Genomic DNA, 25,668 nt, shown 5'->3' on the forward strand with positions numbered 1-25,668 from the left:
TGTTGGGATATTTATGTAAAAATGGTGTTATGCTTCATAACACTATAAAAACAGGATCGTTGGGATATGGCAGACGACGATCGCAGAGAGCACATGCGCACGGCCTTAACTGCGAAAGTAAAAGTGGTCCACGAACGAATTGGGGAGTTTGTATTCTCCACTCGGGACATCTCAGATGGAGGTGTTTTCATCGTGATCAATGATGAGGCCTTTACACCGGAACTGGGTGATAATGTGACTGTTCAGGTGCAGGGTTTGCCTATGCCGGCACCGGTGTTGGATATGATCGTTGTGCGTAAAACGGTGGATGGGTTTGGTTTGCAGTTTGAGCGGAATGAAGAGTAATCCGTGAAAAGTTCCCCTTGGCACGCTCGGTGCAAGCCTGCCCTCGTTTAATGGGAGTGAGTGCAAAGAAGGCTGACCGGTCTGGCATTTGCTCTGTGATGGCAATCACACTGCTACATTCCGTTGCGCTTTGAAATTATAAGTTACCTTGTGTTTCGGTTTGGTGACGTTTGACTACCAAAACGTAATGGAGTCTTGTCGCCACAGTGGCAAACTGTCAGTTATCAAAAATTCTGTTTACTGAGGTGTGTGGTGGGCGTCCAGCAGAAGAAAGTTGCGGTACATGATCTGGAAGTCGGCATGTTTGTGTCAGACCTCGACAGGCCGTGGCACCAGACCCCTTTCCCGATTCAGGGTTTCTATATTCGGTCCCAAAGCGATGTGCATGCTCTGGTCTCTCACTGTAAGTGGGTGATGGTGGATGTTGCCGAGCGTCGAACCTCAGCGCCAAAGGATAAAGAGGCCGGTCAAGCGTTCCGTCGCACGGCGCGAAACCGGGGCAATGGGCGTGAAGAGTTGCAATTGCCGGCCCTGAGTATCCGTGAACCCGTTGCCTACACGTTGAGCGCTCCGCTCAAAAAAGAAATCAAATCTTCTCGCCGCTTGCTGGATGATGCCGAAGTGGCTCTGGAGCAGATGTTTGCCTCGTTGCAGACCGGGCAGCTACCTGATCTGCGGCCTGCGGCGGACGTTGCCCGCAAGATGGTGGCGAGTGTGATTCGGCAGCCGAACGCATTACTGTGGCTGAGCCGAACCCGGCAGTACGATGATTTTGTTTACCGGCATGCGCTCAACACCGCTGTGTGGGCCCTGGTGTGCGGCCGCCAGCTCGGGTTAAATGAGGATTTGTTGGGTCATCTTGGCGTCGGTTGCCTTTTATCTCAGGTAGGTAAGACCGCGCTGCCTAAAGATTTGCTGGTACGTGAGCATCAACTGAATCCGGAAGAATACGCTGTCTATCGCAGCTATGTGGTGAAGGGTACCGAGATGCTCGAGCATACCGGGCTGTCCCGGGCGGTAATGAACGTCGTGCAGGGGCATCGCGAGCGGCACAATGGCTCTGGCTTCCCGCAAGGGTTGCGCGGTGATCGAATCGCTCTGCTTGCCAAGGTGGCGGGGATTGCTGAATTTTTTGAATCCATGACGGCACCCCGTGATGGACAAGATCCGATGACACCGGCCAAAGCGGTGGCGTTGCTCTACGACATGCGCAACATCGAATTTCAGGAGGATCTGGTTGAAGCCTTTATCCAGGCCATTGGCGTCTATCCCACCGGTTCTTTGGTTGAATTGTCAGATGGTCGGAGAGGTGTTGTGGTGTCGCATTCGCCGGAGCGGCGGCTATGGCCGAAGGTGATGGTGCTGCAAGGGCGTGATCGGCAGCCTTTGAAGTCCGCTAAAGTTATTGATTTGGCAAAGCATAACGAATCCTGCCCGGCATCTGAAGCCCTCACGGTAAGCGATTGCCTGCCTCATGGCACAGAGGGGTTGGACCCTTCTGGCTATGATGTTACCGGTGCAGAGGCCAGGTGGTCGTTAAGCAATCTGATCACTCGATAATGATGGGTATCTGTTTTCGTACCCAACCATACGTATTGGCGGGGCGGAAATTGATCAATAACTCCGATTCTCCCCCTGCTGACCTCGCTACAAAATAATCCATATCGGCGTCTTGCCAGCTCCACCAATGCACGACCACGTCCTGTGGCCGTTTGCTGACTGCCTCCAGTTGCCCAAGGTGCGGATTGCCGCCGATTTTGCGTATTTAGACGGTTTTTATGTTGGTGTCAGCGGCTGAATGACTGGCCTTGTGGTCTGCCAGATAATAGCGGCGCCCCATTTCCCGGCTGGTGGGGCAGGTCATGCGGGCCTTGAAATGTTTCACATCCGCCACAATCACATAGCAATCTAACGTCTGCCGCAGTGGCGGGGATTTCATCAATTTACGGTTTGGTTATGACCTACGCATTGGAAATAGAAGGCCTGGTCAAAAGCTACGCTGATGGCTTTCAGGCTTTGAAGGGTATTGATCTGCAGGTTCGTGAGGGCGACTTTTTTGCCTTGTTAGGCCCCAATGGTGCAGGTAAGTCCACCACCCTTGGTATTGTGTCGTCGCTGGTAAACAAGTCCGGTGGCCAGGTGCGGGTGTTCGGGCATGACATCGATACTGAATTGTCCAGCGCCAAGGTCAATCTGGGCGTGGTGCCACAAGAGTTTAATTTCAATCAGTTTGAAAAAGTCATGGATATTGTGACCACTCAGGCGGGTTACTACGGCATTCCGCTCAAGCAAGCCCGAATTTCGGCAGAGAAATACCTGAAGAAGCTAGGGTTGTGGGACAAGCGTGACACTCCCTCCCGAATGCTGTCCGGAGGCATGAAGCGTCGGTTGATGATCGCCAGGGCATTGGTGCATGAGCCCCGGTTGTTGATACTCGACGAGCCGACGGCGGGTGTGGATATCGAGCTTCGTCGGTCAATGTGGCAGTTTCTTGAAGAGATGAACCGACAGGGCACCACGATCATACTGACCACGCATTACCTGGAAGAAGCCGAGGCACTCTGTAAACACATTGCCATCATCGATCACGGTGAGATTATCCGGCACACCAGTAAGCGGGAACTTCTGCAGCAGCTGAGTGTTGAGACCTTTGTGCTCGATACCGAGCAGTCACTCGACCAACCCCCCGTGCTTGATGGATTTCATTGTTCTATCAATGACGACGGTGCCCTTGAGGCTGATGTGGCCAAAGGCCAGGGCTTGAATGCATTGTTTGTTGAGCTGGAGAATAAAGGGATCAAGGTAATGAGTATGCGGACCAAGGCCAACCGTCTCGAAGAGCTGTTTGTGCGTATGGTTGAGGACAATGCCCGTGGCGAAGCCGGGCAAGGGAAGGTGACCGCATGACGGCTCAGGCTCTGTGGACAGCGTTCTGCACCATTGTACTTCGTGAGATTCGCCGCTTTACCCGCATCTGGCCTCAGACGTTGTTGCCGCCAGCCGTTACTATGACGCTGTATTTCATCATTTTTGGCAACCTGATCGGGTCTCGCATCGGTGAGATGGGCGGGTTCGATTATATGCAGTTTATCGTGCCGGGGCTGATCATGATGGCGGTGATTACCAGCTCCTACGCGAATGTGGTGTCATCGTTTTTCTCAATGAAATTCCAGCGCAGTATTGAAGAGTTGCTGGTTTCACCGGTACCCAACTGGACCATTTTAGCGGGCTATGTGGCCGGTGGAATGGCGAGGGGGCTAGGCATCGGCCTGATCGTCACGCTGTTGTCGCTGGCGTTTACCCGGTTGGCAATTCATAACTTGCCGATGGTGGTGCTTACGGTGTTCCTGACCTCTGCGTTGTTCTCTTTGGGAGGCTTTATCAATGCCATGCTCGCGACCAAGTTTGATGATATTTCCATTGTGCCCACTTTCGTGCTGACGCCGCTCACCTATCTGGGCGGCGTTTTCTACAGCATCGATATGCTGCCATCGTTCTGGCAGGGTGTCTCAATGATCAACCCGATTCTGTATATGGTGAACGGGTTCCGTTACGGCATACTGGGTGTATCAGACGTTAATCCGTTTGTCTCTCTTGGTATGATTCTGTTCTTCATTGTCCTTTTGGCGGCGATTGCCTTGCGTATGCTGTCCCGAGGCAAGGGTATTCGTCACTGATCGGTTTCAGGAATCACTATGGCTTTGCATAATGCTCCGCTGGGCAAGTCCAGCGACTACCCGGATCAGTACGATCCCGCGTTATTGTTCCCTGTGGCCCGTGAGGAGAATCGGCGTCGCATTGGTCTTGAGGATGGTCGCTGGCCCTGGTTTGGCGAGGACCTCTGGCAAGCTTGGGAGATTTCCTGGCTGCGGCCTGGTGGCGTGCCTGCCGTTGCCTGGGGCGAGATCCGGTTTCCGGCGGCGTCGCCCTCCATTATTGAAAGCAAGTCGTTGAAGCTGTACCTGAATTCACTGAACCAGGCCGTGTTTTCGTCTGCCGACCAGGTGGCAGAGACGATTACAGCCGACCTGTCGAGTGCTTGCGGGGCTGCGGTGCACGTGCACCTGTTGAGTGTGGATGAGTCTGCTCCGGCCGAAGGACGGCCAGCGGGTTATGAGTTGATTGACGATGAGCTGCTTGAGAGCGTGGTCTACGACTACTCGGCCGATTCATTGGTGGCCGGAACAGAAAATGTGTCAGAGCAGCTGTGTTCACATCTTTTGAAAAGCAATTGTCCGGTGACCGGTCAGCCGGATTGGGCCAGTGTGTTGATCCGTTATTCCGGGCCGAAGATTGATCGTGCAGGATTGCTGCGCTACATCGTCAGCTTTCGACAGAAGCAGGACTTTCATGAGCACTGTGTGGAAACACTGTTTACTGATCTGATGGCGCGGTGTCAGCCCAAAGAGTTGATGGTCTGCGCCCGGTACACCCGACGCGGTGGGCTGGATATCAACCCGGTACGAAGCACCAGCCCCACGGATAACGCGGGGCCAAGGTTGGTCAGGCAGTAATAACAGGGGCAGGAAGCCCTGGTGGGTGTTTTATTCCTGGCGCAGTCGATCGGCTGCGTCTTCCAGGGCGGCGAGAACCTCTTTGCGCTCCCGTTCGGTGATCTTGTCCGAATCCAGGTACATGGCAAAGCCGCTGTGCTCATGTTCGAGAAAGCTACGGTTTGGTCCCATGTCACGGCGGAAGTCGACAACTTCGTAGATGGCAACCGGTTTGCCGAAACCTTTCACCGTAATTTCACCTTTGTCCCGGCACATAATGCGGTCTTTGATCAGCGAGAAGGTTTCATAGGACACCAGAATTTCCCCGGCTTCGGCTAACGATTCCAGTCGGCTGGCCAGGTTCACTTCTTTTCCGATGATGGTGTAATCCATGCGGTTTTCGGCACCAAAGTTACCCACCGTGGTGTAGCCGGTACTGATACCCATGCGGATCTGAAGGGGCGTTTTAATGCCTTGGCTGCGCCATTTTTGGCGCATGATTTTCATGTGCTTGCGCATGTCGATGGCCATAGACACGCAGGCGAAGGCATCTTCCCGCTGTCCGCGACTGGTGGGGTCGCCAAAGAAAACCATGATGGAGTCACCCACAAACTTGTCGATGGTGCCTCCGTATCGAAGGGCCACTTCTGACATTTCGTTGAAGTAGTGGTTGAGCAGTTCTGTGAGAGCCTCTGGCTCCATTTCTTCAGACAGCTCGGTAAAGCCTTTAATGTCAGAGAAGAATACCGCGAGCTTTTTGCGCTGGGTTTCCAGCCTGACATCTCGTTCGCCGGTAAAGATGGATTGCCAGACCTGAGGAGAAAGGTACTTGGAGAGCTTGTGGGATAAGGCAATGGACTGTTCGCGCTGATTTTGAATCTGGGTTTTGGCCAGCAGCAGCGTGCGAGCCTGCTGATGTGAATAATAGGCCGTGACGCAAATGTAGGCGCCGGTTGAGGCGATTGCCATGATGCTGGTCAGCAACGGTGTTTGCAGGCTATCCGCAATGCCGAGAAACGCCGCAGAGGCAGTGAGTGCGGCAAACATCAGAGCTGTACCAAGCAGCCACTGCCGGATTCCGCCGACAATAAGGCAGCTGAACATCAGCATCAGGACCACCGATACCGAGGGAATGGCGACAAGGCCGATCAGACCAATAAATGCTCCGCCGATAACGCAGTCAAAAAATAATATTTTTTGACGAATACGAGGCGATCTGCGCAGAACCGTGCGCCGGCTAAGCAGATGAACAAGGTGAGGCCAGGTCAGGGCACCGGCGACAACCCAAAGCAGGCTCGACTGGAAAATACCCTGAATAACGCCCGTAACAATAATCGCTGCCGTTGCCGTGTAGGCAATAATGCGACCGTTGTAGTCCGGCATCGGAGGAATAGCCACGGTGGAGTCTTGGATATCGCCGTGGTTCAGCTTACCCGTGCTGCTGGCAACATTGCGCAGGTCGGCCGGTGTGCTCATCATGTCAAAACCGGATCCTTCCGGTCAGCATGTCGCGGAACATCACCCAGTCGCCCAAAAGGCTATAAAAGGGATGTTTAAACGTGGCCGGACGATTTTTCTCAAATTTGAAGTGGCCGACCCAGGCAAAACCATACCCAATGAAAGGTAATGCCAACAGCCAAATCAGCGCCCCGCTGATCAGGGACCAAGCCGCGACGATGAGGACAAGCAGACTACCAATGAAGTGAAGGCGCCGACACATGACGTCGCTGTGCTCTTCGAGGTAGTAGGGGTAGAATTCTTGAAAGTTGCGAAAAGTTTGTTGGTCACTCATTGTAGGCAGCCGAATTCTTTATAATTGTGGGTCGCGCTCTATCTAATAGTAGGCGCGTATACGACCAAAGATTAACAGTATTACGTACAACCCACAATTCACTAAGGTGCCTTTGCCCTCGGCGCAACCTGGTCCGCCATTCTGTCGGAGAGCCTGTATGTCAACAGTTACCCGTTTTTTACTGGATAAAACCTCCGAGCCCCGGTTACAAGCGCCAGCCCCGGCCCAGGATATCGTGGATACGGCGTTTCAATGTGCTGCGCGGGCACCCGATCACGCGTTGCTTCGGCCCTGGCGCTATCTGGTCATTGAGGGTGATGCCCGCATCGCATTGGGTGAGCTGTTTGCCAGGGCGTGTCCGGATGGGGCCAGTGAAAAAGAAGTTGAGAAAGCCCAAAAGGCGCCGCTCAGAGCGCCGATGATCATTGTGGGTATAGCGTCGCCTCGCACGCACCCAAAAGTGCCGGACGTCGAACAGTTGATGTCTGCTGCGGCGGGAATGAGTTTTCTTTCGCTTGCACTGACCGATGCTGGCTACGGGGCTATGTGGCGCACAGGCGGCGTGGCATACCACCCGATCGTTCACGAGGGCCTGGGGTTGCAATCCGGTGAGTCGGTGGTTGGATTTTTGTACACCGGTACGGTGGTAAGTGAAAAGCCATCGGTGCCTCGACCCGACACCCGGCAGTTTGTTGCGACCTGGTCTGGCCCGGGATGTTGCGAGGACTGGTAACGGTCGGGTCTGTCTGCGCGGGGCAGCGGCAATGCCTTCAAACCCTTGAAGGAAGTTGATTGCCGCTCTTTGCCCCCTACACCGTTTATTGCCGCTCATATTCTGAACAACCTTTCCTGAACTCCCCGCCCTGCAAGGGCTTTGAAAAGCTGGCATTGCCTTTGCTTTACCTATGGAAGAGCGCAAAACCGGCAATTCGTTTGATAGAACGCAGCCGGTCCAGAATTCCGGAGGCAGTCATGGCAATTTCATTCGATAAGGCATTGGGTATCCACGAGCATGCATTGCAGGCTCGGGTTCAGCGCGCTGAAGTGTTGGCGAACAACCTGGCAAATGCTGATACACCCGGCTTTAAGGCCCGAGACATTGATTTTCAGGCGATGATGCAAAAAGCACAGGCGTCCGTCAGCGGGATCGCGATGAGCAAAACTCATCATGGCCACATGGACACTTCAAGCCCGGGCAGTGACGGTGAGCTACTGTATCGTACGCCGCACCAGCCGTCGCTGGACGGTAACACGGTTGATGCCCAGGAAGAGCAAAGTCGCTTTATGCGTAACGCGATGGATTACCAGGCCAGCTTCCAGTTTCTGAGCAGCAAATTTGCCGGACTGACCAAAGCCATTACGGGCGAGTAAGTCGCAGCCACTCAAGATTTAAGGAGATTGCCATGTCACTGGGCAACATTTTTGACATCGCCGGGTCCGGCATGACCGCACAGTCGCTGCGGCTCAATACAACGGCGTCTAACATCGCGAACGCAGAAACCGCCAGCTCCAGCACAGACAATGCTTACCGTGCCCGTAAGCCTGTGTTTGCGGCCATTCAGCAAGCCATGCTGAATCCGGACCAGCAGGGCTTTGGCTTTGCTTCAGATGACGGCCCGGGCGCCGGCGTGAGAGTAGAGGGCATTCTGGAAAGCGATGCCGAGCTGCAAATGCGCTACGAGCCTAACCATCCTGCCGCTAACGAAGATGGCTACGTGTTCTACCCGAATGTGAATGTGGTGGAAGAAATGGCAGACATGATGTCGTCTTCGCGCAGTTTTCAGATGAATGTAGACGTCATGAACACCGCCAAGTCCATGATGCAGCGCATCCTGACACTGGGTCAGCAGTAAAACGTGAGGAGTAAGTCATGAGTGCAATCAATACGGCGTCGGCCTCAGACGTACTGAGCCAGTATCAGATCAAGCCGGATGACAAAGCGAACGGTGGTAGTGAGCTGGGTAAAGACGCCTTTATGCAGCTGATGATTGCCCAGTTAAAGAATCAGAACCCGCTGGACCCGCAGGATAACGGCGATTTTATCTCTCAATTGGCCCAGTTCAGTTCGCTTGAAGAGATGCAAAACCTGTCTGGCACGGTTGAAGATGTGGCGGGCCAGTTCCGCTCCAGCCAAGCCCTACAGGCGTCCGCTATGGTTGGCAAGACCGTTCTGGCGCCCTCCAATATCGGCATTCTGGGTGGCAAAGGTGAGATCACCGGCACCATCGAGGTGCCTGCATCGACCGGTGGCCTGAGGTTGTCGGTGATGAATCAGAACGGAGAACTGGTGCGCCAGATTGACATGGGCTCCAGTCAGGCCGGCGTAACCTCGTTCCGCTGGGACGGTCAGGACGGCAACGGCAATCCTTTGCCGCCGGGCCCCTATCAAATTGTGGCCCAGGGTTCTTATCCCTCTGGTCCTGAACAGTTGGGTACGATGGTTAGTGCCAATGTTGACAGTGTTTCGCTGGGCAAGGGCGGCTCAATTACTCTTAATCTGGCTGGTATGGGCTCGATTGCCCTGTCCGATGTTCAACAAATTAACTGATCCGGTTTCTGGCCAGGAGGTATAAGTCATGGCATTTAATACAGGTTTGAGTGGGCTTAGGGCTGCTGCGGTAGATCTGGACGTAACCGGCAACAATATTGCCAATGCCAGCACCGTGGGTTTCAAGGGCAGTAAGGTACAGTTTGGCGACTTATACGCCAGTGGCTTTCTCAGTGGTGGTACCAACCCGATTGGTGACGGCGTTCGGGTGCAGGATGTTACGCAGTCGTTCGGGCAGGGCAATATCAGCTTTACCGATAATGGCCTGGATATGGCGATCAGTGGTGACGGCTTCTTTATTCTCAATAACAACGGCGAAATCCGTTACTCCCGTGCCGGTCAATTCGGCATCGATAAAGACGGCTTTGTCACCAACAATCAGAACATGAGGGTACAAGGCTTCACCGCCGACGATGACGGTAATCTGTCCGGTATTCGTGGTGACCTGCAGATCGAGACGGACAACCTGGCGCCACGCCGCACCACCAACCTTCGGTCTGACCTGAACCTGGATTCGCGAGAGTCGGTGCTGGAAAGCCGGGTGGTGGATTTTCAGACCGTTTCAATGGGCGACCTTACTGCGGATGATGTGTTCAGGGTGGTGTATTCTGACGGCACCAGTTCGCCGGATATCACGCTTGATCAGAACCTTTCGGCAAGAGACGCGGCGGGTATCATCAACCAGCAGCGCGGCCTGTCAGCCTCTGCAACGACGGCGGTTATCCTTGGTGACGAGTTTGATATCGGTGCACTAAATGACGCACTTTCACAAAGTGATACGGAATTCCGGCTTGAACTTGACGGCCAGAACGTGCCCCTTTCTCTAAACGGGGTCAGTTCGCTTCAAGGTCTGGCGGATGCGATTAATGCCTCCAGTGCTACGAGTCTGTCTGCCTCTCTCGTGGATGGTGGCAATGACATCCGCATCATTGATAACCGCGGGTCGAACGTCGGGATCAGTTTTGCCAGTGTGGCTGCAGGCGTGGATCAGCCTCTTGAGGCGTTTGCGGGCGATGTGAACATTCAATCCGATCGCACGGTTCAGGACATCCAGCCGGTTGGCGCCAACAGCGAAATCGCTGACGCGTTTGCGGGGGGCGATCTCCGTATTACTAATTCTTTCAACCCGCTGGACCAGCGTACCTACAATCACGCCACATCCACCACTATTTTTGACAGCCTGGGTAATTCCCATGAGCTTACCCAGTTCTATGTAAAAAACCCGTCGCCGGGTAACGGTATCGGAGTGAGTGAATGGTCGGTCTACCTGCAGATTGATGGCGAGCTGGTCGCAGGCACAGACACGTCGCCGTTCACCGCAAGATTCAATGAGAGTGGTGTGTTGCAGTCGGTGAATGGAGACCCTAACGGCGAGATAGTGGTGGCGGATTGGGTCCCGAAAGATCCGAATGGTGAGCCTAACGGTGCTGATGGTCCGCCGTTGCCAGGTCAGGAAGTGGTGACACCGATTCCGGAACCGCCCACCACGTCTGCATTCGTTGTTGATCTGGGTAACACCACCCAGTTCGGTGCGGCCTTTGGCGTGAACGATCAGCGCCAGAACGGTTTCAGCACGGGCCGGTTGTCTGGCCTGGATGTTTCTGATCAGGGCGTGATCTTCGCCCGCTACACCAACGGCCAGTCAAAATCGCTCGGCCAGGTTGCCTTGGCGTCATTCAAGAATACCAATGGTCTGTCGCCGGTCGGCGAGACTACCTGGGTAGAAACGTTTGAGTCTGGCCAGCCGATCATTGGTGCGCCGGATACCGGAACTCTGGGTTCGATCAAGGCGAGTTCCGTAGAAGAGTCCAACGTGGACTTGTCGGCCGAGCTGGTCAACCTGATCATTGCCCAGCGTAACTATCAGGCCAACGCCAAGACTATTGAAACCTCCGATGCGGTCACTCAGACCATTATCAACCTCCGCTAACGCGATTCCATAAATATGGCATGACTCCTGCAGGAAGACTGTAAACAGTCAAAATTCCGGCAGGAGTTTGCCCATGGATAAAGCTCTCTATATTGGAATGTCTGGTGCCAAGCAGAACATGCTGGCCCAGCGTGCCCATGCCAACAACCTGGCAAACGTCAACACCACCGGCTTCAAGAAGGATTTTGCCCAGGCCCGCAGTATGCCTGTGTTCGGTGAGCACCACCCAACCCGTGCTTACGCCATGACAGAGCGGCCAGGTACGGACCTCACTGCCGGTGCCTTGATGGACACCGGCCGCAAACTGGACGTGGCAGTAGAGCGTGACGGCTGGCTGGCGGTTCAGAACGATCTGGGCGAGGAAGTGTTTACCCGCAGTGGCAGTTTGCAGATTGATGTGAACGGTCTGGTCAGGCTGGCCAGTGGCGAGCTAGTACTCGGTAATGGCGGCCCGGTGGCTTTGCCCCCCTTTGACAACCTGCAGGTCGGTTCAGATGGCACTATTTCTATCGTGCCTGTGGGCGGTCCGCCGGATCAGCTCATTGAAGTAGACCGCCTGAAAATGGTTAACCCGCCAGCGACGGCGCTGGAAAAAGGCCTTGATGGTTTCATTCGCAGGAAGCCTGACCAGGCCATTGATGGTCCCGAACCACCGGATGCCGCCATGCGAGTGGCCACCGGATTTCTGGAAAGTTCTAACGTCAATGCGGTGGAAGAAATGATCGCTAACTTGCAGCTCTCCCGGCAATACGAGATGCAGGTAAAGGTAATGTCCACGGCAAAGGAAAATTCTGAGGCGGCGGCACGACTGTTGCAGAACCTCTGATAACACCGATCAAGCATCACCCACTGCTAAAGAGCGGCAAACCATCGCCGCTTTGGCAGCCGGGTAAGGAGTAGAGCAATGCATCCAGCACTATGGGTCAGCAAAACCGGGTTGAGCGCGCAGGACACCAATATGTCCACCATCTCCAACAACCTGGCCAACGTGAACACCACAGGTTTCAAGCGGGACCGGGCGGTGTTTCAGGATCTTTTGTATCAGATCAACCGGCAGCCGGGCGGTTTGAGCACAGAAAACACAGAGCTGCCGTCGGGCCTGCAGCTGGGTACCGGCGTGAGAGTAGTAGGCACCACCAAACAGTTCAGTCAGGGCAACTTGCAGATTACCGAGCAGCCCCTGGACCTGGCGGTTAACGGCCGTGGTTTCTTCCAGATTGAAATGCCGGATGGCCAGATTGCCTACACCCGGGACGGCCAGTTCCAGTTGAACGCGGACGGCGATGTTGTAACGCCGGATGGTTACCCGCTGGAGCCCAACATTAACGTGCCTGATGATGCCACCAACATCACCATCGGCAAAGACGGCACAGTCACCGTGGTTACCGATGATCAGGCCGCTCCGATCAACCTTGGCCAGATTACTCTGGTGGATTTTATCAATCCGCAAGGCCTGCAAGCCATCGGCAACAACCTGTTCAAAGAAACCAACGCCAGCGGTGATCCCGCCGAGGGCGAACCCGGCCTGGCAGGTTTGGGCAATATCGAGCAGGGCACGGTGGAGTCATCCAACGTGGAAGTGGTGGAGGAGCTGGTGAACATGATTACCACCCAGCGCGCTTACGAGATGAACTCGAAAGTGGTGTCCACAACCGACCAGATGCTCCAGTTCATCACCAACAACATTGGGTAAGTCATGAACATCCTTCATCACACCTTTAAAACAGAACGGTTGGCCACCCTGGCACTGGTGGGTGTGCTGATTGTGCTTCAGGGCTGTACCGCCATGAGCCGACCCAGAGCAATGCCGGATGATCCGTCGTATGCCCCGGTGCGGGCTCAGGCCATGATGCAGCGCGATCTGGATTCTGGCGCCATTTTTCAGCCGGCACGCAATTACAACCTGTATGGCGATACCAAGGCACTGAACATCGGTGATGTACTGACCGTTACACTGCGTGAATCCACGCGCGCCAGCAAGAGTGCCGAAACCAGCATTACCAAGGATCAGGAGTTGAGCATTCCGGAGCCCAGCATCTTTGGCAATGCCAACATCGGGCTGAATGCGAGGGCTAATTTTGAACGGGATTTCAATGGCTCAGCCGAGGCTGATCAGAGCAACAGTCTGGCGGGTAGTATTACCGTAACGGTGACAGAGGTGCTGCCGAATGGGGTGCTACGCATTCGTGGTGAGAAGTGGCTGTCCCTGACCAATGGTGATGAATACATCCGTTTGACGGGCCTGGTACGGCCTCAAGATATTCAACCAGACAACACCATAACGTCTAACCGGGTTGCAGATGCACGCTTTGCATACGGTGGCACTGGTGACTTTGATCAAGCCAATCAAATGGGCTGGCTGGCCCGCTTCTTTAACAGTGAGTGGTGGCCGCTATGATGCGTAAACTGATGGTTGTGTTTGCTTTGCTGGCGGTCTGTTCTGCGCCGGTTATGGCAGACCGTCTCAAAGACATGGCTCAGGTAAAAGGGGTTCGTAACAATCAGTTGCTCGGTTACGGCCTTGTGGTGGGTCTGGACGGAACCGGCGATAAGGCACCTTTCACCAATCAGACCTTCCGCAACATGATGAACCAGTTCGGTATTACCTTGCCAGACGGTGTTAACCCGAACCTTGCGAACGTTGCGGCGGTGACCGTCAGCGCAACCTTACCCCCGTTTGCCAAGGCCGGGCAGGAGCTCGATATCACCGTGTCTTCCATTGGTAATGCCGATAGCCTGCGCGGTGGCACGTTGCTGATGACTCCGTTGAAAGGTGTCGATGGCCAGGTATATGCGATGGCTCAGGGCAGCATGGTCGTGGGTGGCTTCGGTGCTCAGGGCCAGGATGGATCCAGAATTACGGTGAATGTGCCTAGTGTAGGTCGTATTCCCAATGGCGCGACCATTGAGCGGGAGGTGGAATCGCCTTTCAGCCGCGGTGACACCATCACCTTCAACCTGATGCGCCCTGACTTCACTACCGCTCGTCGTGTAGTAGAGGCCATCAACGACCAGCTGGGCCCAGACATGGCTTACGCCCATGATGCGACAGCCATTTCGGTAAGGGCTCCGCGCGATCCTTCTCAGCGGGTGAGCTTTTTATCGATTCTTGAAAACATCGAAGTCGAGCCAGCGCAGGAATCCGCCAGGGTGGTGATCAACAGTCGCACCGGCACCATCGTGATCGGGCAGAACGTAAAGGTCAGCCCGGCTGCGGTTACCCACGGCAGCCTCACGGTGACGATTCAAGAGAATCCGGAGGTGGTGCAGCCAAATCCGTTTGCCGCCGGCGAAACTGCCCTGCAGCAGAATACCCAGATTGCGATTACCGAAGATCCGGCGCGCATGTTTCAGTTTGGGCCTGCGACCACCCTGAACGAAATTGTCCAGGCGGTGAACCAGGTAGGCGCAGCACCTGGTGATGTCATGGCAGTGCTTGAAGCTCTCAAACAGGCCGGTGCGCTGCGTGCCGAACTGATCGTGATCTAGGTGTAGCCATGCAGGACTATCGCGTAAAGCAAGCCCAGATTTACACCGATTTCAGTGGCCTGAATGCCATGAAGACCCAGGCTCGTACGGATAAGCAAGCCGCGCTGGAGCAGGTGGCCAAGCAGTTTGAAAGTCTGTTTTTAGCTGAAATGCTGAAATCCATGCGTAAAGCAGGAGACGTGTTTGCTGAAGGTAACTACCTGAACAGCAACGAATCAGAGTTCTATCGCGATATGTTTGATAGTCAGGTCAGCCTGAGTATGGCCAATGGCAGCGGAACCGGCCTGGCAGAAGCCTTGGTACGACAGCTGAGCCGGGACGTCCCCGGCATGGATAATCAGGGCGGCAGGCTGGCGGGCCACAAAGCCAGTCTTGCCGATTACGACCGCAGTATGCCGGCGATTTCACGTGATTTGCCTGAGCGGATTCAAGCCGTTGAGCAAGTGGCACAATCGGCCGGCCGTGACAAACCGGAAAACGTGAGTGCCCCAGGCGACTTGCCGTTGGTGTTTGAGTCTCCGGAGCATTTCGTCAGCGAGCTCATGCCGTTTGCCCAGAGGATCGGCCAGGAAAGCGGCATAGACCCACGATTGATGGTGGCCCAGGCGGCTCTGGAAACCGGTTGGGGGCGGCACATGATCAAGGGGGAGGGCGATCAGCCCAGCTTCAATTTGTTTGGTATCAAGGCCGACACCCGTTGGGGCGGCGAGGCCGTATCGATCACCACCACCGAATTTCGGGGTGGAGTGCCAATGAGAGAGCGGGCAGATTTCCGGGCTTACCCGGACTACGAAGCCAGCTTCCGGGATTACGTGGATTTTTTGAACAACAATCCCCGATATAAAGACGTGCTTGCCTCAGCGGATGAACCTGAGGTGTTTGCAGACAAGCTGCAGGAAGCAGGTTATGCAACCGATCCGGAATATGGCTCCAAGATTCGCCGGATCATGAACAGAGATTCGCTGATGACGCTGTCACAAAACAGCGACAGGCCGAGGGAGTAACGCATCATGGCAGGGTTGATCGGAATCGGTTTAACCGGGGTGCTCAGTCATCAGACCGCGCTGAATACCACGGGCAATAACATTACCAATGCCAATACTCCGGGGTATAGCCGGCAAGAAGTATTGTTTGAAACTCAGGAAGGCCGTCGTACCGGTGCCGGCACCATTGGCAGTGGTGTTTCAATCTCTAACATTCGACGGCTGGCGGACGAGTATCTGAGCCAGCAGGTTCGTGAGGACAGCACGCTTTTTGGTGAACAGAATGCATTGAATGCAGAGCTGACCCGCCTGGACAATCTGCTGGGCGGTGAAAACACCGGTCTGAACAACGCGCTGAACAACTTTTTCGCGGCTCTGCAAAATGCAGCGGAAGACCCCACGTCATTGCCCCAGCGTCAATTGGTGCTAAGTGAGGCGCAGCAGGTGGTTAATCGCTTTCAGGCGCTGAATCAGCAGTTTATTCAGCAGCGCGAATCGGTGAAAACCCAGATGCAGCAGGGCGTAAAAGACGCCAACTCATTGTTGAACAGCATCGCCGATCTGAATCTTGCGATTTCGGAGTCGCCTGGCCTGGCACAGGGCAAAATGCCCCTGGAATTGCTGGATCAGCGCGACGAAAAGCTCAGGCAACTCTCTGAACTGGTCGGCATTCGTGTGAGTGAGACCGAAGGCGGTCAGGTCAATGTCTCGCTGGCTAACGGTCTGTCGTTAGTTACTGGCGCCAACGCCGCGCAATTTGCCACCCGAGCCAGTGCCGAAGACCCGACCCGCCTTGAGTTTACGCTGACCAACAGTGGCCGAACCGTTCAGGTAGATGAACAAATCAGTGGCGGTAAACTCGGTGGGCTGCGCAAGTTTGATGAGCAAGCACTTAAACCGGCCTTCGATGAGCTGGGCAGACTCGCGATTGCCATCTCGGCAGCGATGAACCAGCAGCACGAAATCGGGATGGATCTTGAAGGCGACCTTGGTGGCAACTTCTTCTCAGACATTAACAACCTTGCTGTGCAGCGAAGCCGGGTTGTGCCCAACGCCAACAACGCAGAGCCCAAGACCGGCCAGTTGGCCGTCGAAATTACAGATAGCAGTCAGTTGCCCGCCGGCACCTGGATGCTCAGGTTTAGTGGTGATGGCCGCAACTTTGAATTGATTGATTCAGCGACTGGTAAAACCGTTAATCAGGGGCGCCTACCTGATCCGGTGCAGTCGGAAATATCGATGCCCGGGTTCAATATCCGGGTTGAGGGTGGGCAGTTCAATGCCGGTGACACCTTCCTTGTCCAGCCCAGCCGCAACGCGGCAGAGAACATTGCTCTGAATGTTCTGAGGGAGGAGGATCTGGCGTTTGCCAGTCCCATAAGGGCAAGTTCATCTGACGCGAATTTAGGCACGGCTCAGATCAACCAGGGCAAGATGCTCAACGTTCGTAACCCGAACACCAATGCATTGTTGCCGGGCTTTGAGACACGCGGAGAGCTGGCGAACGGCCCGCTGGAGATTCGTTTCAGTAACGATGGCGACAGCGTTACTTTCACTATTTTCGATGGTAATGGTGACCAGTTGGGCCCGGCTGACCAGCCTTACAATCCGCAACAGATCAATATCATCTTCAGCGATGATCCGACCGCCGGCGACGAGTACCAGGGTTATCAGTTTGAAATGACCGGGGAGCCGGCAAACGGCGATGTGTTTACCATTGGTTTTAACAGTAACGGAGTCTCCGACAACCGTAATGCAGAATTATTGGCGGGTTTGGGGACTGCAAACACACTCAACAATGGCCGTCAAAACTTTACCGAGGGCTATGCCGGGCTGGTTGAAGACATTGGTGTGAAAACCCGTCAAAGCCAGCTCGACAAAAGCGCTGGCAAGACGCTGCTGGAGCAGTCTACTAACCAGCGTGAATCGGTCTCCGGGGTTAATCTGGATGAAGAAGCAGGCAAGCTGATCCAATACCAGGCAGCTTATAATGCGTCGGCAAGGGTGATGTCGGTGGCGCAGGACTTGTTCAACACGTTGCTGCAAAGCTTCCGGTAAGGTGAGGTAAACGATAATGATCCGCATTTCATCTCAACAGATTTTTTCGGGCGGCATCAACCGGATGCAAGACGTCAACAGCAACCTGGTGAAGACCCAGGAGCAGATTTCTACCGGCAAACGGGTCAACAGACCGTCTGACGATCCGGTTGCTGCTGCACGCATTCTTAAGCTTAATCAGGAAGTAAAGCGGATTGAAACCTACGAGCGTAACGCCAACCTGGCCGACAACCGGTTGAAACAGCAAGAGAGCACTCTGGGCAGTGCCGTGGATATCATTCAGCGAATCCGGGAACTCACGGTGCAGGCCGGTAACGGCTCATTGTCTGCTAATGATCGCCGATCCATTTCGGCCGAGCTAAAAGAGCGCCTTGGCCAATTGGCCAATGTGGCCAATACTCGGGATGCCTCCGGTGAATATATCTTCAGTGGCTTTCAGGGCAGCACGCCCGCCTTTGCCAAAGACGAGTTCGGCGCCTGGACGTATCAGGGTGATGAAGGGCAGCGGGTTCTGGAAATTGATGATGGCGTTACGGTGCCCATCAGCGATCATGGCAAGGGCATCTTTGTGAACGTGCCAGCGGCGGTTTCTGTGACCGGTTCAGACGACGGCACCGGAGACCCGGCGACAGGCTATATCTCCGGACTGGAGTTGATTGCGCCACAAGACCTGAAGGATGCGTTCAGTCCGGCGGTCCCGGATGACCTGACGGTTCGGGTGGTAGATGACGGTGCCGGCAATTTGAATATTGAAGTGGAAGACCTGCGCACGAATGTGTTGTTGACTACACAGCCTTCACCAGCGGTGCCCGGGGAGGCTTTTGTTGTCGCGGGTATTCGGTTAAGCGTCAATGATGCCGCGTTAGGTGATGAATTCACTCTCGGCATCAGCGACAAGCAATCGATCTTCGGTACCATCGAAAAACTCATTGCCGGCCTCGAAGGTATTGACAAAGCGACCCCGAAAAGCAGCGCTGAGTACGACGCACTGATTGCCGAGTCTTTGGCAAACCTGGATAACGGCCAGGAATCGATCATTCTCAAGCAGACCGAGCTCGGGGGGCGCATGAACGCGGTGGAGTCTACGACCGCATTCCTTGAGGATTCTGGATTGTACACCAAAGAAATTCGCTCCCAATTGCAGGACCTGGATTACGCTGAGGCTATCAGCAATCTCAGCTTCCAGAGCTTTGTATTGCAGGCCGCTCAGCAGTCCTTTGCCCAGATTTCCCGGTTGTCGTTATTCGACCGGCTGTAATTAACTGGGGCGATAGGTAATTTTTGCTGGCTACCCCGGTTGCTTTCAGGCTCAGGCTAAGTATAATCCTCCCACTTCTCGATGGCGGCGTGGTGAAATTGGTAGACACGACGGATTCAAAATCCGTTGGGGTAAAACCCGTGGCGGTTCGAGTCCGCCCGCCGCTACCACTAATTGGTCGCAATCTGCGGCCTCGTGAACAGCCGGCCCATGAACGTCTCCGATTTTCATTTTGACTTGCCGGACGAGTTGATTGCTCGCTACCCGCTCAAACAACGCAGTGCTTCTCGTCTACTCAGTCTCGACGGCCTGTCTGGCCAGCCCCAACACCTTAAATTTATCGATCTTCCGGATCTGCTACAGCCCGGCGACCTTCTGGTCTTCAACAATACCCGCGTGATTCCTGCTCGTCTGTTTGGTAAGAAAGAAACCGGCGGCCATGTGGAGGTGCTGGTTGAACGCCTGCTGGGTGAGCGCGAGATGCTGGCCCACGCACGTGCGTCCAAGGCGCTCAAAGAGGGCCAGAAGGTTATCCTCGACGATGGCACGTCTTTAATCATGACAGGCCGCGACGGCGCGCTGTTCCGCTTTGCTTATGATGGCGCTGATCCCATTCTGGAGGCGCTTGAGCGGCTCGGCCATATGCCGCTGCCACCTTATATAGAGCGGGAAGATGACTCGTCAGATCGGGAGCGCTATCAAACGGTTTACGCCAGGGAGGCCGGTGCAGTAGCAGCACCCACGGCAGGCCTGCATTTTGATGATGCGTTGCTGGACCTATTGAAAGCCAGAGGTGTTGAATTTGCTTACGTAACGCTGCACGTCGGGGCTGGCACTTTTCAGCCGGTAAGAGTTGACAGGATTGAAGACCATGTCATGCATAGCGAGGTCGCTCACGTGCCGGAGGAAACCGTTGAGGCGGTCAATCAGGCTCGTGCCAGAGGCGGCCGGGTGGTTGCCGTAGGCACCACCTCTGTGCGTTCGCTGGAATCGGCCAGTCGGGCAGGGCATTTGAGAAGCTTCAGGGGTGAGACCGACATCTTTATCCATCCCGGCTACCGGTTCCAGACCGTTGACGCCATGGTCACCAACTTTCATTTGCCCGAATCGACCTTGATCATGCTGGTCAGTGCATTTGCCGGGTACACCAACATCATGTCTGCCTACCGAGAAGCAGTAGAGCAGCGCTATCGCTTTTTTAGTTATGGCGACGCCATGTTCCTGACGGCTCAGGAGCCCAGCCGTGGCATGCTGGCGGGCGCGGAAGATAAAGGCGCTAACCACACCGAATTCAGTGGAGAATCCCTGTGAGTCAACCCTGTTATATGTCGTTTGAAAAGTTGGGTGAGGATGGCAAAGCCCGTCGGGGCCGCCTGACCTTTCCCCGCGGGACAGTCGAAACCCCGGCCTTTATGCCGGTGGGCACATACGGCACCGTCAAGGGTATGTTGCCTCGGGATATTGAAGCGATCGGCGCAGAGATTATTCTTGGAAATACGTTTCACCTGATGCTCAGGCCTGGCACGGAAGTGATCAAAGCTCACGGGGATCTGCACGATTTTACTCAATGGCAGGGCCCGATTCTGACCGATTCCGGCGGCTTTCAGGTGTTCAGTCTGGGTGATATGCGCAAGATTACCGAGCAAGGCGTCACGTTCCGCTCGCCGGTAGATGGTGCCAAGGTTGAGCTGTCGCCAGAAATTGCTATTCAGGTTCAGCGGGATTTGGGCTCTGACATTGTCATGATTTTTGACGAATGCACTCCATATCCTGCAACTGAAAAGCAGGCAAAAGAATCCATGGAGTTGTCCCTGCGCTGGGCCGATCGTAGCAAGCAGGCCCATAGCGGTAATCCGGCAGCGTTGTTCGGTATTGTTCAGGGCGGCATGTATGAATCGCTACGCGATGAGTCTCTGAAGGGGCTGACGGACATCGGGTTTGACGGCTATGCCATTGGTGGTCTGTCTGTCGGTGAGCCGAAAGAAGACATGATCCGCATTCTGGACCATTTGCCGCCCAAGATGCCGGAAGACAAGCCGCGTTATCTGATGGGCGTGGGCCGGCCAGAAGATCTGGTTGAGGCGGTGCGTCGCGGTGTGGATATGTTTGACTGCGTAATGCCTACCCGTAACGCTCGCAACGGCTATCTGTTTACCTCAACCGGCATTGTCAAAATCCGCAACGCCAAGAACCGTTATGATACGGGGCCGCTGGATGAGCGTTGCGACTGTTACACCTGTCAGCACTTCTCGAAAAGCTATCTGCATCACCTCGACAAGTGTGGCGAAATGCTCGGCTCCCAGCTCAATACCATCCACAATCTGCGTTTTTATCAGAACCTGATGCGTGGATTGCGTGAGGCCATTGAAGCAGGTACATTGTCCGACTTTATAAGCGAATTCTATGCCTTACGTGGCGAAAATGTGCCGCCCATGGGTAATTCCTGATCAACTATTAATCAAGATTAGTTACTAAACGGAGAACCTGAATGAAATCAATCAAACTGCTTATCGCCGGTCTGCTGTCTCTGATGCCTACTCTTGCTATGGCTCAAGAAGGTGGCCAAGGCATGAGTGTGATGGGTCAGATCATCTTCTTCGGCGGCTTTATCCTGATTTTTTACTTCCTGATCTGGCGTCCGCAGTCCAAGCGCGCCAAGGAGCACAAAAATCTGATGTCTGGCCTGAACAAGGGTGATGAAGTGGTTACTTCCGGTGGCGTTGCTGGTCGTATCACCAAGGTAACTGACGACTTCATCGTGTTGGAAGTGGCCGACAATGTCGAAATCAAGGTCCAGAAAGTGGCTGTAGGTGCGGCTCTTCCGAAGGGCACACTGAAAGATATCTGAGCCGATTTCTGAGCGGGGGACGTGCTACGACGCCCGCTGATTTTTATTGGTTGAAACACCAAGGCCGGCGATTTTGCCGGCTCGAAGGATTCTCATGCTAAATAAGTATCCGCTCTGGAAGAACCTGCTTATCGTGTTCGCACTGATTATCGGGTTCGTTTACGCCTTACCGAATTTCTTCCCTGATGATTACGCCATACAGGTGACGGGTGCTCGTGGAAGCACCGAAGTCGATCAGCGAGTGCTGGACCAGGCTCTTGGTGCCCTTGAGGCTCGTGGGATTGAGGTCAAAGACAGTGTTCTGGAAGATCGTAACGCATTGATCCGCCTGAATAGCTCAGATGCCCAGCTGCGAGCGCGCCCGGCTGTTCAGGCTGCCGTTGGTAATAACTACCTGGTTGCTCTGAATATGGCGCCGTCAACGCCTGACTGGCTGCGCAGCCTGGGGGCAGGACCAATGAAGTTGGGTCTTGATCTGCGTGGTGGTGTTCACTTCTTGCTGGAAGTGGATATGGAGACCGCTGTTGGTCAGCGTCTTGAGGCGCTGTCAGGGCAAATCAAAAGAGAGCTCAGAGCAGAGCGGATTCGTTACCGGGGCGGTGACGTTGAGGGTGACCGGGAAATCGTTCTGAATTTCCGTGATACCGATACCCGCAGTGAAGCCTTTAACCTGGTTCGCCGGCAGTACAATGAGTTTTTGCTGAGCGAGAGCACTCGCGACGGCGAGTTTCTGATCACCTTGACGTTGTCAGAAGCTGAGGTTCGTTCTATCCAGGAATACGCACTCGAACAGAACCTGACCACCATCCGGAATCGAGTCAATGAATTGGGTGTGGCTGAGCCGCTGGTTCAGCGCCAGGGTGCAGACCGTATTATTGTCGAGCTGCCGGGCGTACAGGACACAGCCCAGGCAAAACGGGTTCTGGGCGCGACGGCGAATCTGGAATTCCGAATGGAGGCTCGGCAGGACACGTCTTCAGCGGAGACCGAGCCGTTCAGCTTCCGTGACAATCCACAGCGTAGTGCCCGCCTTGAGCGAGACGTGATCGCCACGGGCAATAACGTTGCCAATGCCCAGCAGGCGTTTGACGAGAATGGCCAGCCTCAGGTCAATATCACCATGGACTCTGTTGGTGGCGACCTCATGAATCGGGCGACCCGTAATAACGTGGGCCGTCGAATGGCGGTGCTGTTCATCGAGTTTCGAACCGAGACCGAGACCCGCGAAGTCGATGGCGAACTCGAACAGGTTGACAAGCGGATTGTTGAGAAAGGCTTGATCAGTCTGGCCACGGTTCAGTCGGCTCTTGGCAGCAGTTTCCGGATTACCGGGCTGGACTCCATTCCTGAGGCGGCAGAGCTGGCGCTGCTGTTACGAGCCGGTGCCCTGGCTGCTCCTATGTACTTTGTGCAGGAGCGGACCATCGGGCCAAGTCTTGGTCAACGAAATATTGATGCCGGTGTCACCTCTGTTGCCTTTGGTTTCGGTCTGGTGTTGCTCTACATGCTGGCGTTCTATCGGGGCTTCGGTGTGGTGGCGAATATCTCGCTAACCCTGAACCTGATGCTGTTGTTGGCTTGCATGTCGATTCTTTCAGCTACGCTGACGTTGCCAGGTATTGCTGGTATCGTTCTAACGGTGGGTATGGCGGTTGATGCAAACGTACTGATCTTCGAGCGAATAAAAGAGGAACTCAGGGCCGGCGTATCGCCCCAGAATGCCATTAACTCGGGCTACGGTCGGGCATTTATCTCCATTTTTGATGCCAATATCACAACGCTGTTGGTGGCGGTCATCCTGTTCGCCATGGGCTCTGGCCCGGTCAAAGGCTTTGCGGTGACTCTGTGCATCGGTATTTTGACGTCCATGTTCTGTGGGCTTGTGGTCAGTCGCGCCATTGTGAATGTTGTTTACGGCGGCCGCAGGGTCGAGAAATTGTCGATCGGGGGGAAGCTGGCCAATGGCTGATACACAGAAGCAACCATTTGATTTTATGGGGTTTCGGAAGATAGCTTCCGTGTTCTCGATAATCCTTGTTGTGATCTCCATTTCATTGCTGGCAGTTCGTGGTTTGAATTTCGGCATGGATTTCACCGGGGGCACCTCGGTGGAGCTGGAATACGTAGAGGCTCCGGATCTTGATGATATCCGCAACGAGATGTCCGGGGCAGGCTACGAGCAGTTTGTGGTTCAGAATTTTGGTTCTGATACGACCATACTGATCCGAATGGCGGAAGCTGAAAATGATCAGTTGGCTCGAGAAGTAGCTGACTTGTTGGCCTCAACCGGTGTTGAGCTGGAGCTGGTTGGGTCTGAGTTTGTTGGTTCTCAGGTGGGTGATGAGCTGAAAGAAGACAGCGGTATCGGATTGTTGATCGCGCTTGCGGTGGTGCTCATCTACGTAGGCATGCGCTTTCAGTTCAAGTTCGGTATTGCCTCGGTGATTCCTCTTGCCCACGACGTGACCATTGTTCTGGGAGTGTTTGCGCTGTTCCAGTGGACGTTTGATCTGACCGTGCTGGCGGCACTGCTGGCTGTTATCGGCTATTCCCTGAACGACACCATTGTTGTGGCGGACCGTATCCGTGAGAACTTCCGGAAAATACGGGTAGGGGAGCCCTGGGACATCATCAACGAATCGATTCATCAGACCATCACGCGAACAATCAACACCTCAGGTACAACACTCGTTGTGCTAATGGCGTTGTATTTCTTTGGCGGTGAGGCAATCAATAATTTTGCCATTGCACTGATCATTGGTGTCGTTGTGGGCACCTACTCGTCCATCTACGTATCTGCGAACATGTTGATGGTTATGGGTGTTAGCCGCGAGGACCTGATGGTTCCGACAAAAGAAGGCGCGACTGAGGAGGCCGACGAAGAGCAGCCTCCCGAGTGGTTAAATCGGATGTGACCTGATCACTGTGTCGGGATTGAATTCCGGCACAGTATTTTGTAGCCAATAAAAAACCGCCAATCCGTTAAGATGGCGGTTTTTTATTGGCCTCGAATATTACCGAGGCAGGCGGCCCCGGAAGGGGTGCAGTAGCTTCAGGATTTCACGGAACAGCTTTGGGTTTGCCACAATCAATTGGCGAGCGTTGCCAATAGAGGGGTTGCCCGAGAAATCGCCAGTCAGAGCGCCTGACTCCATGGCGAGTGTTACGCCCAGGTCCAGATCGGACGCCTCCGGACGGAAAATGATGGCGGCATCCAGTAAGCCGGCAGAGACTCGTGCTATGTCGAGCACTACACAGCCTGATGTGCGGAACATGCCGCTTTCGCGAGCCAGAGTTGCTGCCATTTCGCCCCAAATCATCGGGTCATCACCCTGGCGGGCTTGATCCAACAGGTTGGTGGCGAGGGCTGACCGGGCTGGTAGTTTGATGTCTGATGTGCGCACGCGGCGACTGTTCAGTACGGCACCATGGCCACGGCTTGCAGAGTATTCTTCCCCGGTCACCGGATTGACCAGAAGCAGGTTCTCGGTGCGATTGTTCTTTTTCTGGGACAAGGCCAGAGCAAACTCGGGTATGCCGCGTACAAAGTTGTCTCGACCCAGAACCGGGAATATGTGCCAGCTTTTGTCGCTACCACCAGCGTCAGCCTCACCCATCGGTGCGATGGTGTGATCTTTATAGGCCTTCGTCAGTTGCTCGGCAAAGTTATCATAGATAGATTGCTCAACACGCTCCAGTTGCTGGTAGCGGTCGGTCTGATCTTTGCCGTTGGGTTCCTGTCGCTCAAAATGGGCTTTCAGGTAATCGGATCCCTGGCGGGCAACGCGCAGGGCCATCTTAATTGCTGGTTGCATCTGAGTGTTCGTTATCCGGGTGTGTTAGGGCCGCGCATGATAGCAAAAACTACCGGCGCTTGTCTGTTTTTTGGCTCAGCAAAAGCACGGATATCCCAGATCCAGGGCC

25 protein-coding genes and 1 tRNA gene are annotated in these 25,668 nt (G+C 54.6%); 23 read left to right on the forward strand and 3 right to left on the reverse strand.

Going from position 1 to position 25,668, the window contains the following annotated elements:
* Window positions 1–66 precede the first annotated feature (66 nt).
* The 5 genes from IBX51_RS02940 (at window position 67) to queF (ending at window position 4,859) form a co-directional block, all read left to right on the forward strand.
* The gene (locus IBX51_RS02940) at window positions 67–345 is read left to right on the forward strand and encodes a PilZ domain-containing protein (protein WP_291828554.1); all 279 of its coding nucleotides are present in this window, start codon (window positions 67–69) and stop codon (window positions 343–345) included.
* A 252-nt stretch (window positions 346–597) separates the two neighbouring features.
* Window positions 598–1,905, forward strand: a complete 1,308-nt coding sequence (locus IBX51_RS02945) for an HD-GYP domain-containing protein (RefSeq protein ID WP_291828556.1) — start codon at window positions 598–600, stop codon at window positions 1,903–1,905.
* A 396-nt stretch (window positions 1,906–2,301) separates the two neighbouring features.
* On the forward strand, window positions 2,302–3,252 hold the full coding sequence (locus tag IBX51_RS02950; protein WP_291828558.1) for an ABC transporter ATP-binding protein: 951 nt from the start codon (window positions 2,302–2,304) through the stop codon (window positions 3,250–3,252).
* The gene (locus tag IBX51_RS02955; RefSeq protein WP_291828559.1) at window positions 3,249–4,022 is read left to right on the forward strand and encodes an ABC transporter permease; all 774 of its coding nucleotides are present in this window, start codon (window positions 3,249–3,251) and stop codon (window positions 4,020–4,022) included. The genes IBX51_RS02950 and IBX51_RS02955 overlap by 4 nt, the downstream gene beginning before the upstream one ends.
* A gap of 18 nt (window positions 4,023–4,040) precedes the next feature.
* Complete coding sequence (queF, locus tag IBX51_RS02960; protein ID WP_291828561.1) at window positions 4,041–4,859, forward strand: NADPH-dependent 7-cyano-7-deazaguanine reductase QueF; 819 nt, start codon at window positions 4,041–4,043, stop codon at window positions 4,857–4,859.
* Window positions 4,860–4,889: 30 nt separating this feature from the next.
* Here the strand turns inward: queF and IBX51_RS02965 are convergent, their stop codons facing one another.
* Window positions 4,890–6,317, reverse strand: coding sequence for an adenylate/guanylate cyclase domain-containing protein (locus tag IBX51_RS02965; protein ID WP_291828563.1), 1,428 nt, complete (start codon window positions 6,315–6,317; stop codon window positions 4,890–4,892).
* A gap of 1 nt (window position 6,318) precedes the next feature.
* The gene (locus tag IBX51_RS02970) at window positions 6,319–6,630 is read right to left on the reverse strand and encodes a DUF962 domain-containing protein (RefSeq protein WP_291828565.1); all 312 of its coding nucleotides are present in this window, start codon (window positions 6,628–6,630) and stop codon (window positions 6,319–6,321) included.
* Between the two features lie 157 nt (window positions 6,631–6,787).
* On the opposite strand from IBX51_RS02970, the gene IBX51_RS02975 reads away from it, so the two are divergent.
* The 18 genes from IBX51_RS02975 (at window position 6,788) to secF (ending at window position 24,659) form a co-directional block, all read left to right on the forward strand.
* Window positions 6,788–7,363, forward strand: a complete 576-nt coding sequence (locus tag IBX51_RS02975; RefSeq protein WP_291828567.1) for a nitroreductase — start codon at window positions 6,788–6,790, stop codon at window positions 7,361–7,363.
* A 239-nt stretch (window positions 7,364–7,602) separates the two neighbouring features.
* On the forward strand, window positions 7,603–8,001 hold the full coding sequence (gene flgB / locus IBX51_RS02980) for a flagellar basal body rod protein FlgB (RefSeq protein WP_291828569.1): 399 nt from the start codon (window positions 7,603–7,605) through the stop codon (window positions 7,999–8,001).
* Between the two features lie 32 nt (window positions 8,002–8,033).
* Window positions 8,034–8,483, forward strand: coding sequence for a flagellar basal body rod protein FlgC (flgC, locus tag IBX51_RS02985; RefSeq protein WP_291828570.1), 450 nt, complete (start codon window positions 8,034–8,036; stop codon window positions 8,481–8,483).
* 17 nt (window positions 8,484–8,500) lie between these two features.
* Window positions 8,501–9,178: a flagellar hook assembly protein FlgD gene (locus tag IBX51_RS02990; protein ID WP_291828572.1), complete on the forward strand. Its 678-nt coding sequence runs from the start codon at window positions 8,501–8,503 to the stop codon at window positions 9,176–9,178.
* A 28-nt stretch (window positions 9,179–9,206) separates the two neighbouring features.
* Entirely contained in the window at window positions 9,207–11,108 is a 1,902-nt protein-coding gene (locus IBX51_RS02995; protein ID WP_291828575.1) for a flagellar hook protein FlgE, read from the forward strand.
* A gap of 73 nt (window positions 11,109–11,181) precedes the next feature.
* Window positions 11,182–11,934: a flagellar basal body rod protein FlgF gene (locus IBX51_RS03000; protein ID WP_291828577.1), complete on the forward strand. Its 753-nt coding sequence runs from the start codon at window positions 11,182–11,184 to the stop codon at window positions 11,932–11,934.
* A 78-nt stretch (window positions 11,935–12,012) separates the two neighbouring features.
* The gene (gene flgG / locus IBX51_RS03005) at window positions 12,013–12,801 is read left to right on the forward strand and encodes a flagellar basal-body rod protein FlgG (RefSeq protein WP_291828579.1); all 789 of its coding nucleotides are present in this window, start codon (window positions 12,013–12,015) and stop codon (window positions 12,799–12,801) included.
* Window positions 12,802–12,804: 3 nt separating this feature from the next.
* Window positions 12,805–13,506 carry a flagellar basal body L-ring protein FlgH gene (gene flgH / locus IBX51_RS03010; protein ID WP_291828581.1) on the forward strand — a complete coding sequence of 234 codons (702 nt, stop codon included), beginning with the start codon at window positions 12,805–12,807 and terminating at the stop codon, window positions 13,504–13,506.
* Entirely contained in the window at window positions 13,503–14,597 is a 1,095-nt protein-coding gene (locus tag IBX51_RS03015; protein ID WP_291828583.1) for a flagellar basal body P-ring protein FlgI, read from the forward strand. Before flgH ends, IBX51_RS03015 begins: the two co-directional genes overlap by 4 nt.
* An 8-nt stretch (window positions 14,598–14,605) precedes the next feature.
* Window positions 14,606–15,601 carry a flagellar assembly peptidoglycan hydrolase FlgJ gene (gene flgJ / locus IBX51_RS03020; RefSeq protein ID WP_291828585.1) on the forward strand — a complete coding sequence of 332 codons (996 nt, stop codon included), beginning with the start codon at window positions 14,606–14,608 and terminating at the stop codon, window positions 15,599–15,601.
* Between the two features lie 6 nt (window positions 15,602–15,607).
* Window positions 15,608–17,638, forward strand: a complete 2,031-nt coding sequence (gene flgK / locus IBX51_RS03025) for a flagellar hook-associated protein FlgK (protein WP_291828587.1) — start codon at window positions 15,608–15,610, stop codon at window positions 17,636–17,638.
* 16 nt (window positions 17,639–17,654) lie between these two features.
* A complete protein-coding gene (flgL, locus tag IBX51_RS03030) occupies window positions 17,655–18,896 on the forward strand; it encodes a flagellar hook-associated protein FlgL (protein ID WP_291828588.1) in 1,242 nt (413 codons plus the stop codon).
* 83 nt (window positions 18,897–18,979) lie between these two features.
* Window positions 18,980–19,066: transfer RNA gene (locus IBX51_RS03035), tRNA-Leu, on the forward strand.
* Window positions 19,067–19,106: 40 nt separating this feature from the next.
* Window positions 19,107–20,207 carry a tRNA preQ1(34) S-adenosylmethionine ribosyltransferase-isomerase QueA gene (gene queA / locus IBX51_RS03040; RefSeq protein WP_291828590.1) on the forward strand — a complete coding sequence of 367 codons (1,101 nt, stop codon included), beginning with the start codon at window positions 19,107–19,109 and terminating at the stop codon, window positions 20,205–20,207.
* Window positions 20,208–20,221: 14 nt separating this feature from the next.
* The gene (gene tgt, locus IBX51_RS03045) at window positions 20,222–21,343 is read left to right on the forward strand and encodes a tRNA guanosine(34) transglycosylase Tgt (protein WP_291828678.1); all 1,122 of its coding nucleotides are present in this window, start codon (window positions 20,222–20,224) and stop codon (window positions 21,341–21,343) included.
* A gap of 98 nt (window positions 21,344–21,441) precedes the next feature.
* Window positions 21,442–21,744, forward strand: a complete 303-nt coding sequence (gene yajC, locus IBX51_RS03050; RefSeq protein ID WP_367166334.1) for a preprotein translocase subunit YajC — start codon at window positions 21,442–21,444, stop codon at window positions 21,742–21,744.
* A gap of 94 nt (window positions 21,745–21,838) precedes the next feature.
* A complete protein-coding gene (gene secD / locus IBX51_RS03055) occupies window positions 21,839–23,713 on the forward strand; it encodes a protein translocase subunit SecD (protein ID WP_291828591.1) in 1,875 nt (624 codons plus the stop codon).
* A complete protein-coding gene (secF, locus tag IBX51_RS03060) occupies window positions 23,706–24,659 on the forward strand; it encodes a protein translocase subunit SecF (protein ID WP_291828593.1) in 954 nt (317 codons plus the stop codon). The genes secD and secF overlap by 8 nt, the downstream gene beginning before the upstream one ends.
* A 99-nt stretch (window positions 24,660–24,758) precedes the next feature.
* On the opposite strand, the gene IBX51_RS03065 is transcribed toward secF, so the two are convergent.
* Window positions 24,759–25,559 carry an inositol monophosphatase family protein gene (locus IBX51_RS03065; RefSeq protein ID WP_291828595.1) on the reverse strand — a complete coding sequence of 267 codons (801 nt, stop codon included), beginning with the start codon at window positions 25,557–25,559 and terminating at the stop codon, window positions 24,759–24,761.
* Window positions 25,560–25,668: the final 109 nt, after the last annotated feature.

Source organism: Marinobacter sp. (assembly GCF_014859525.1).
Classification (GTDB): domain Bacteria; phylum Pseudomonadota; class Gammaproteobacteria; order Pseudomonadales; family Oleiphilaceae; genus Marinobacter.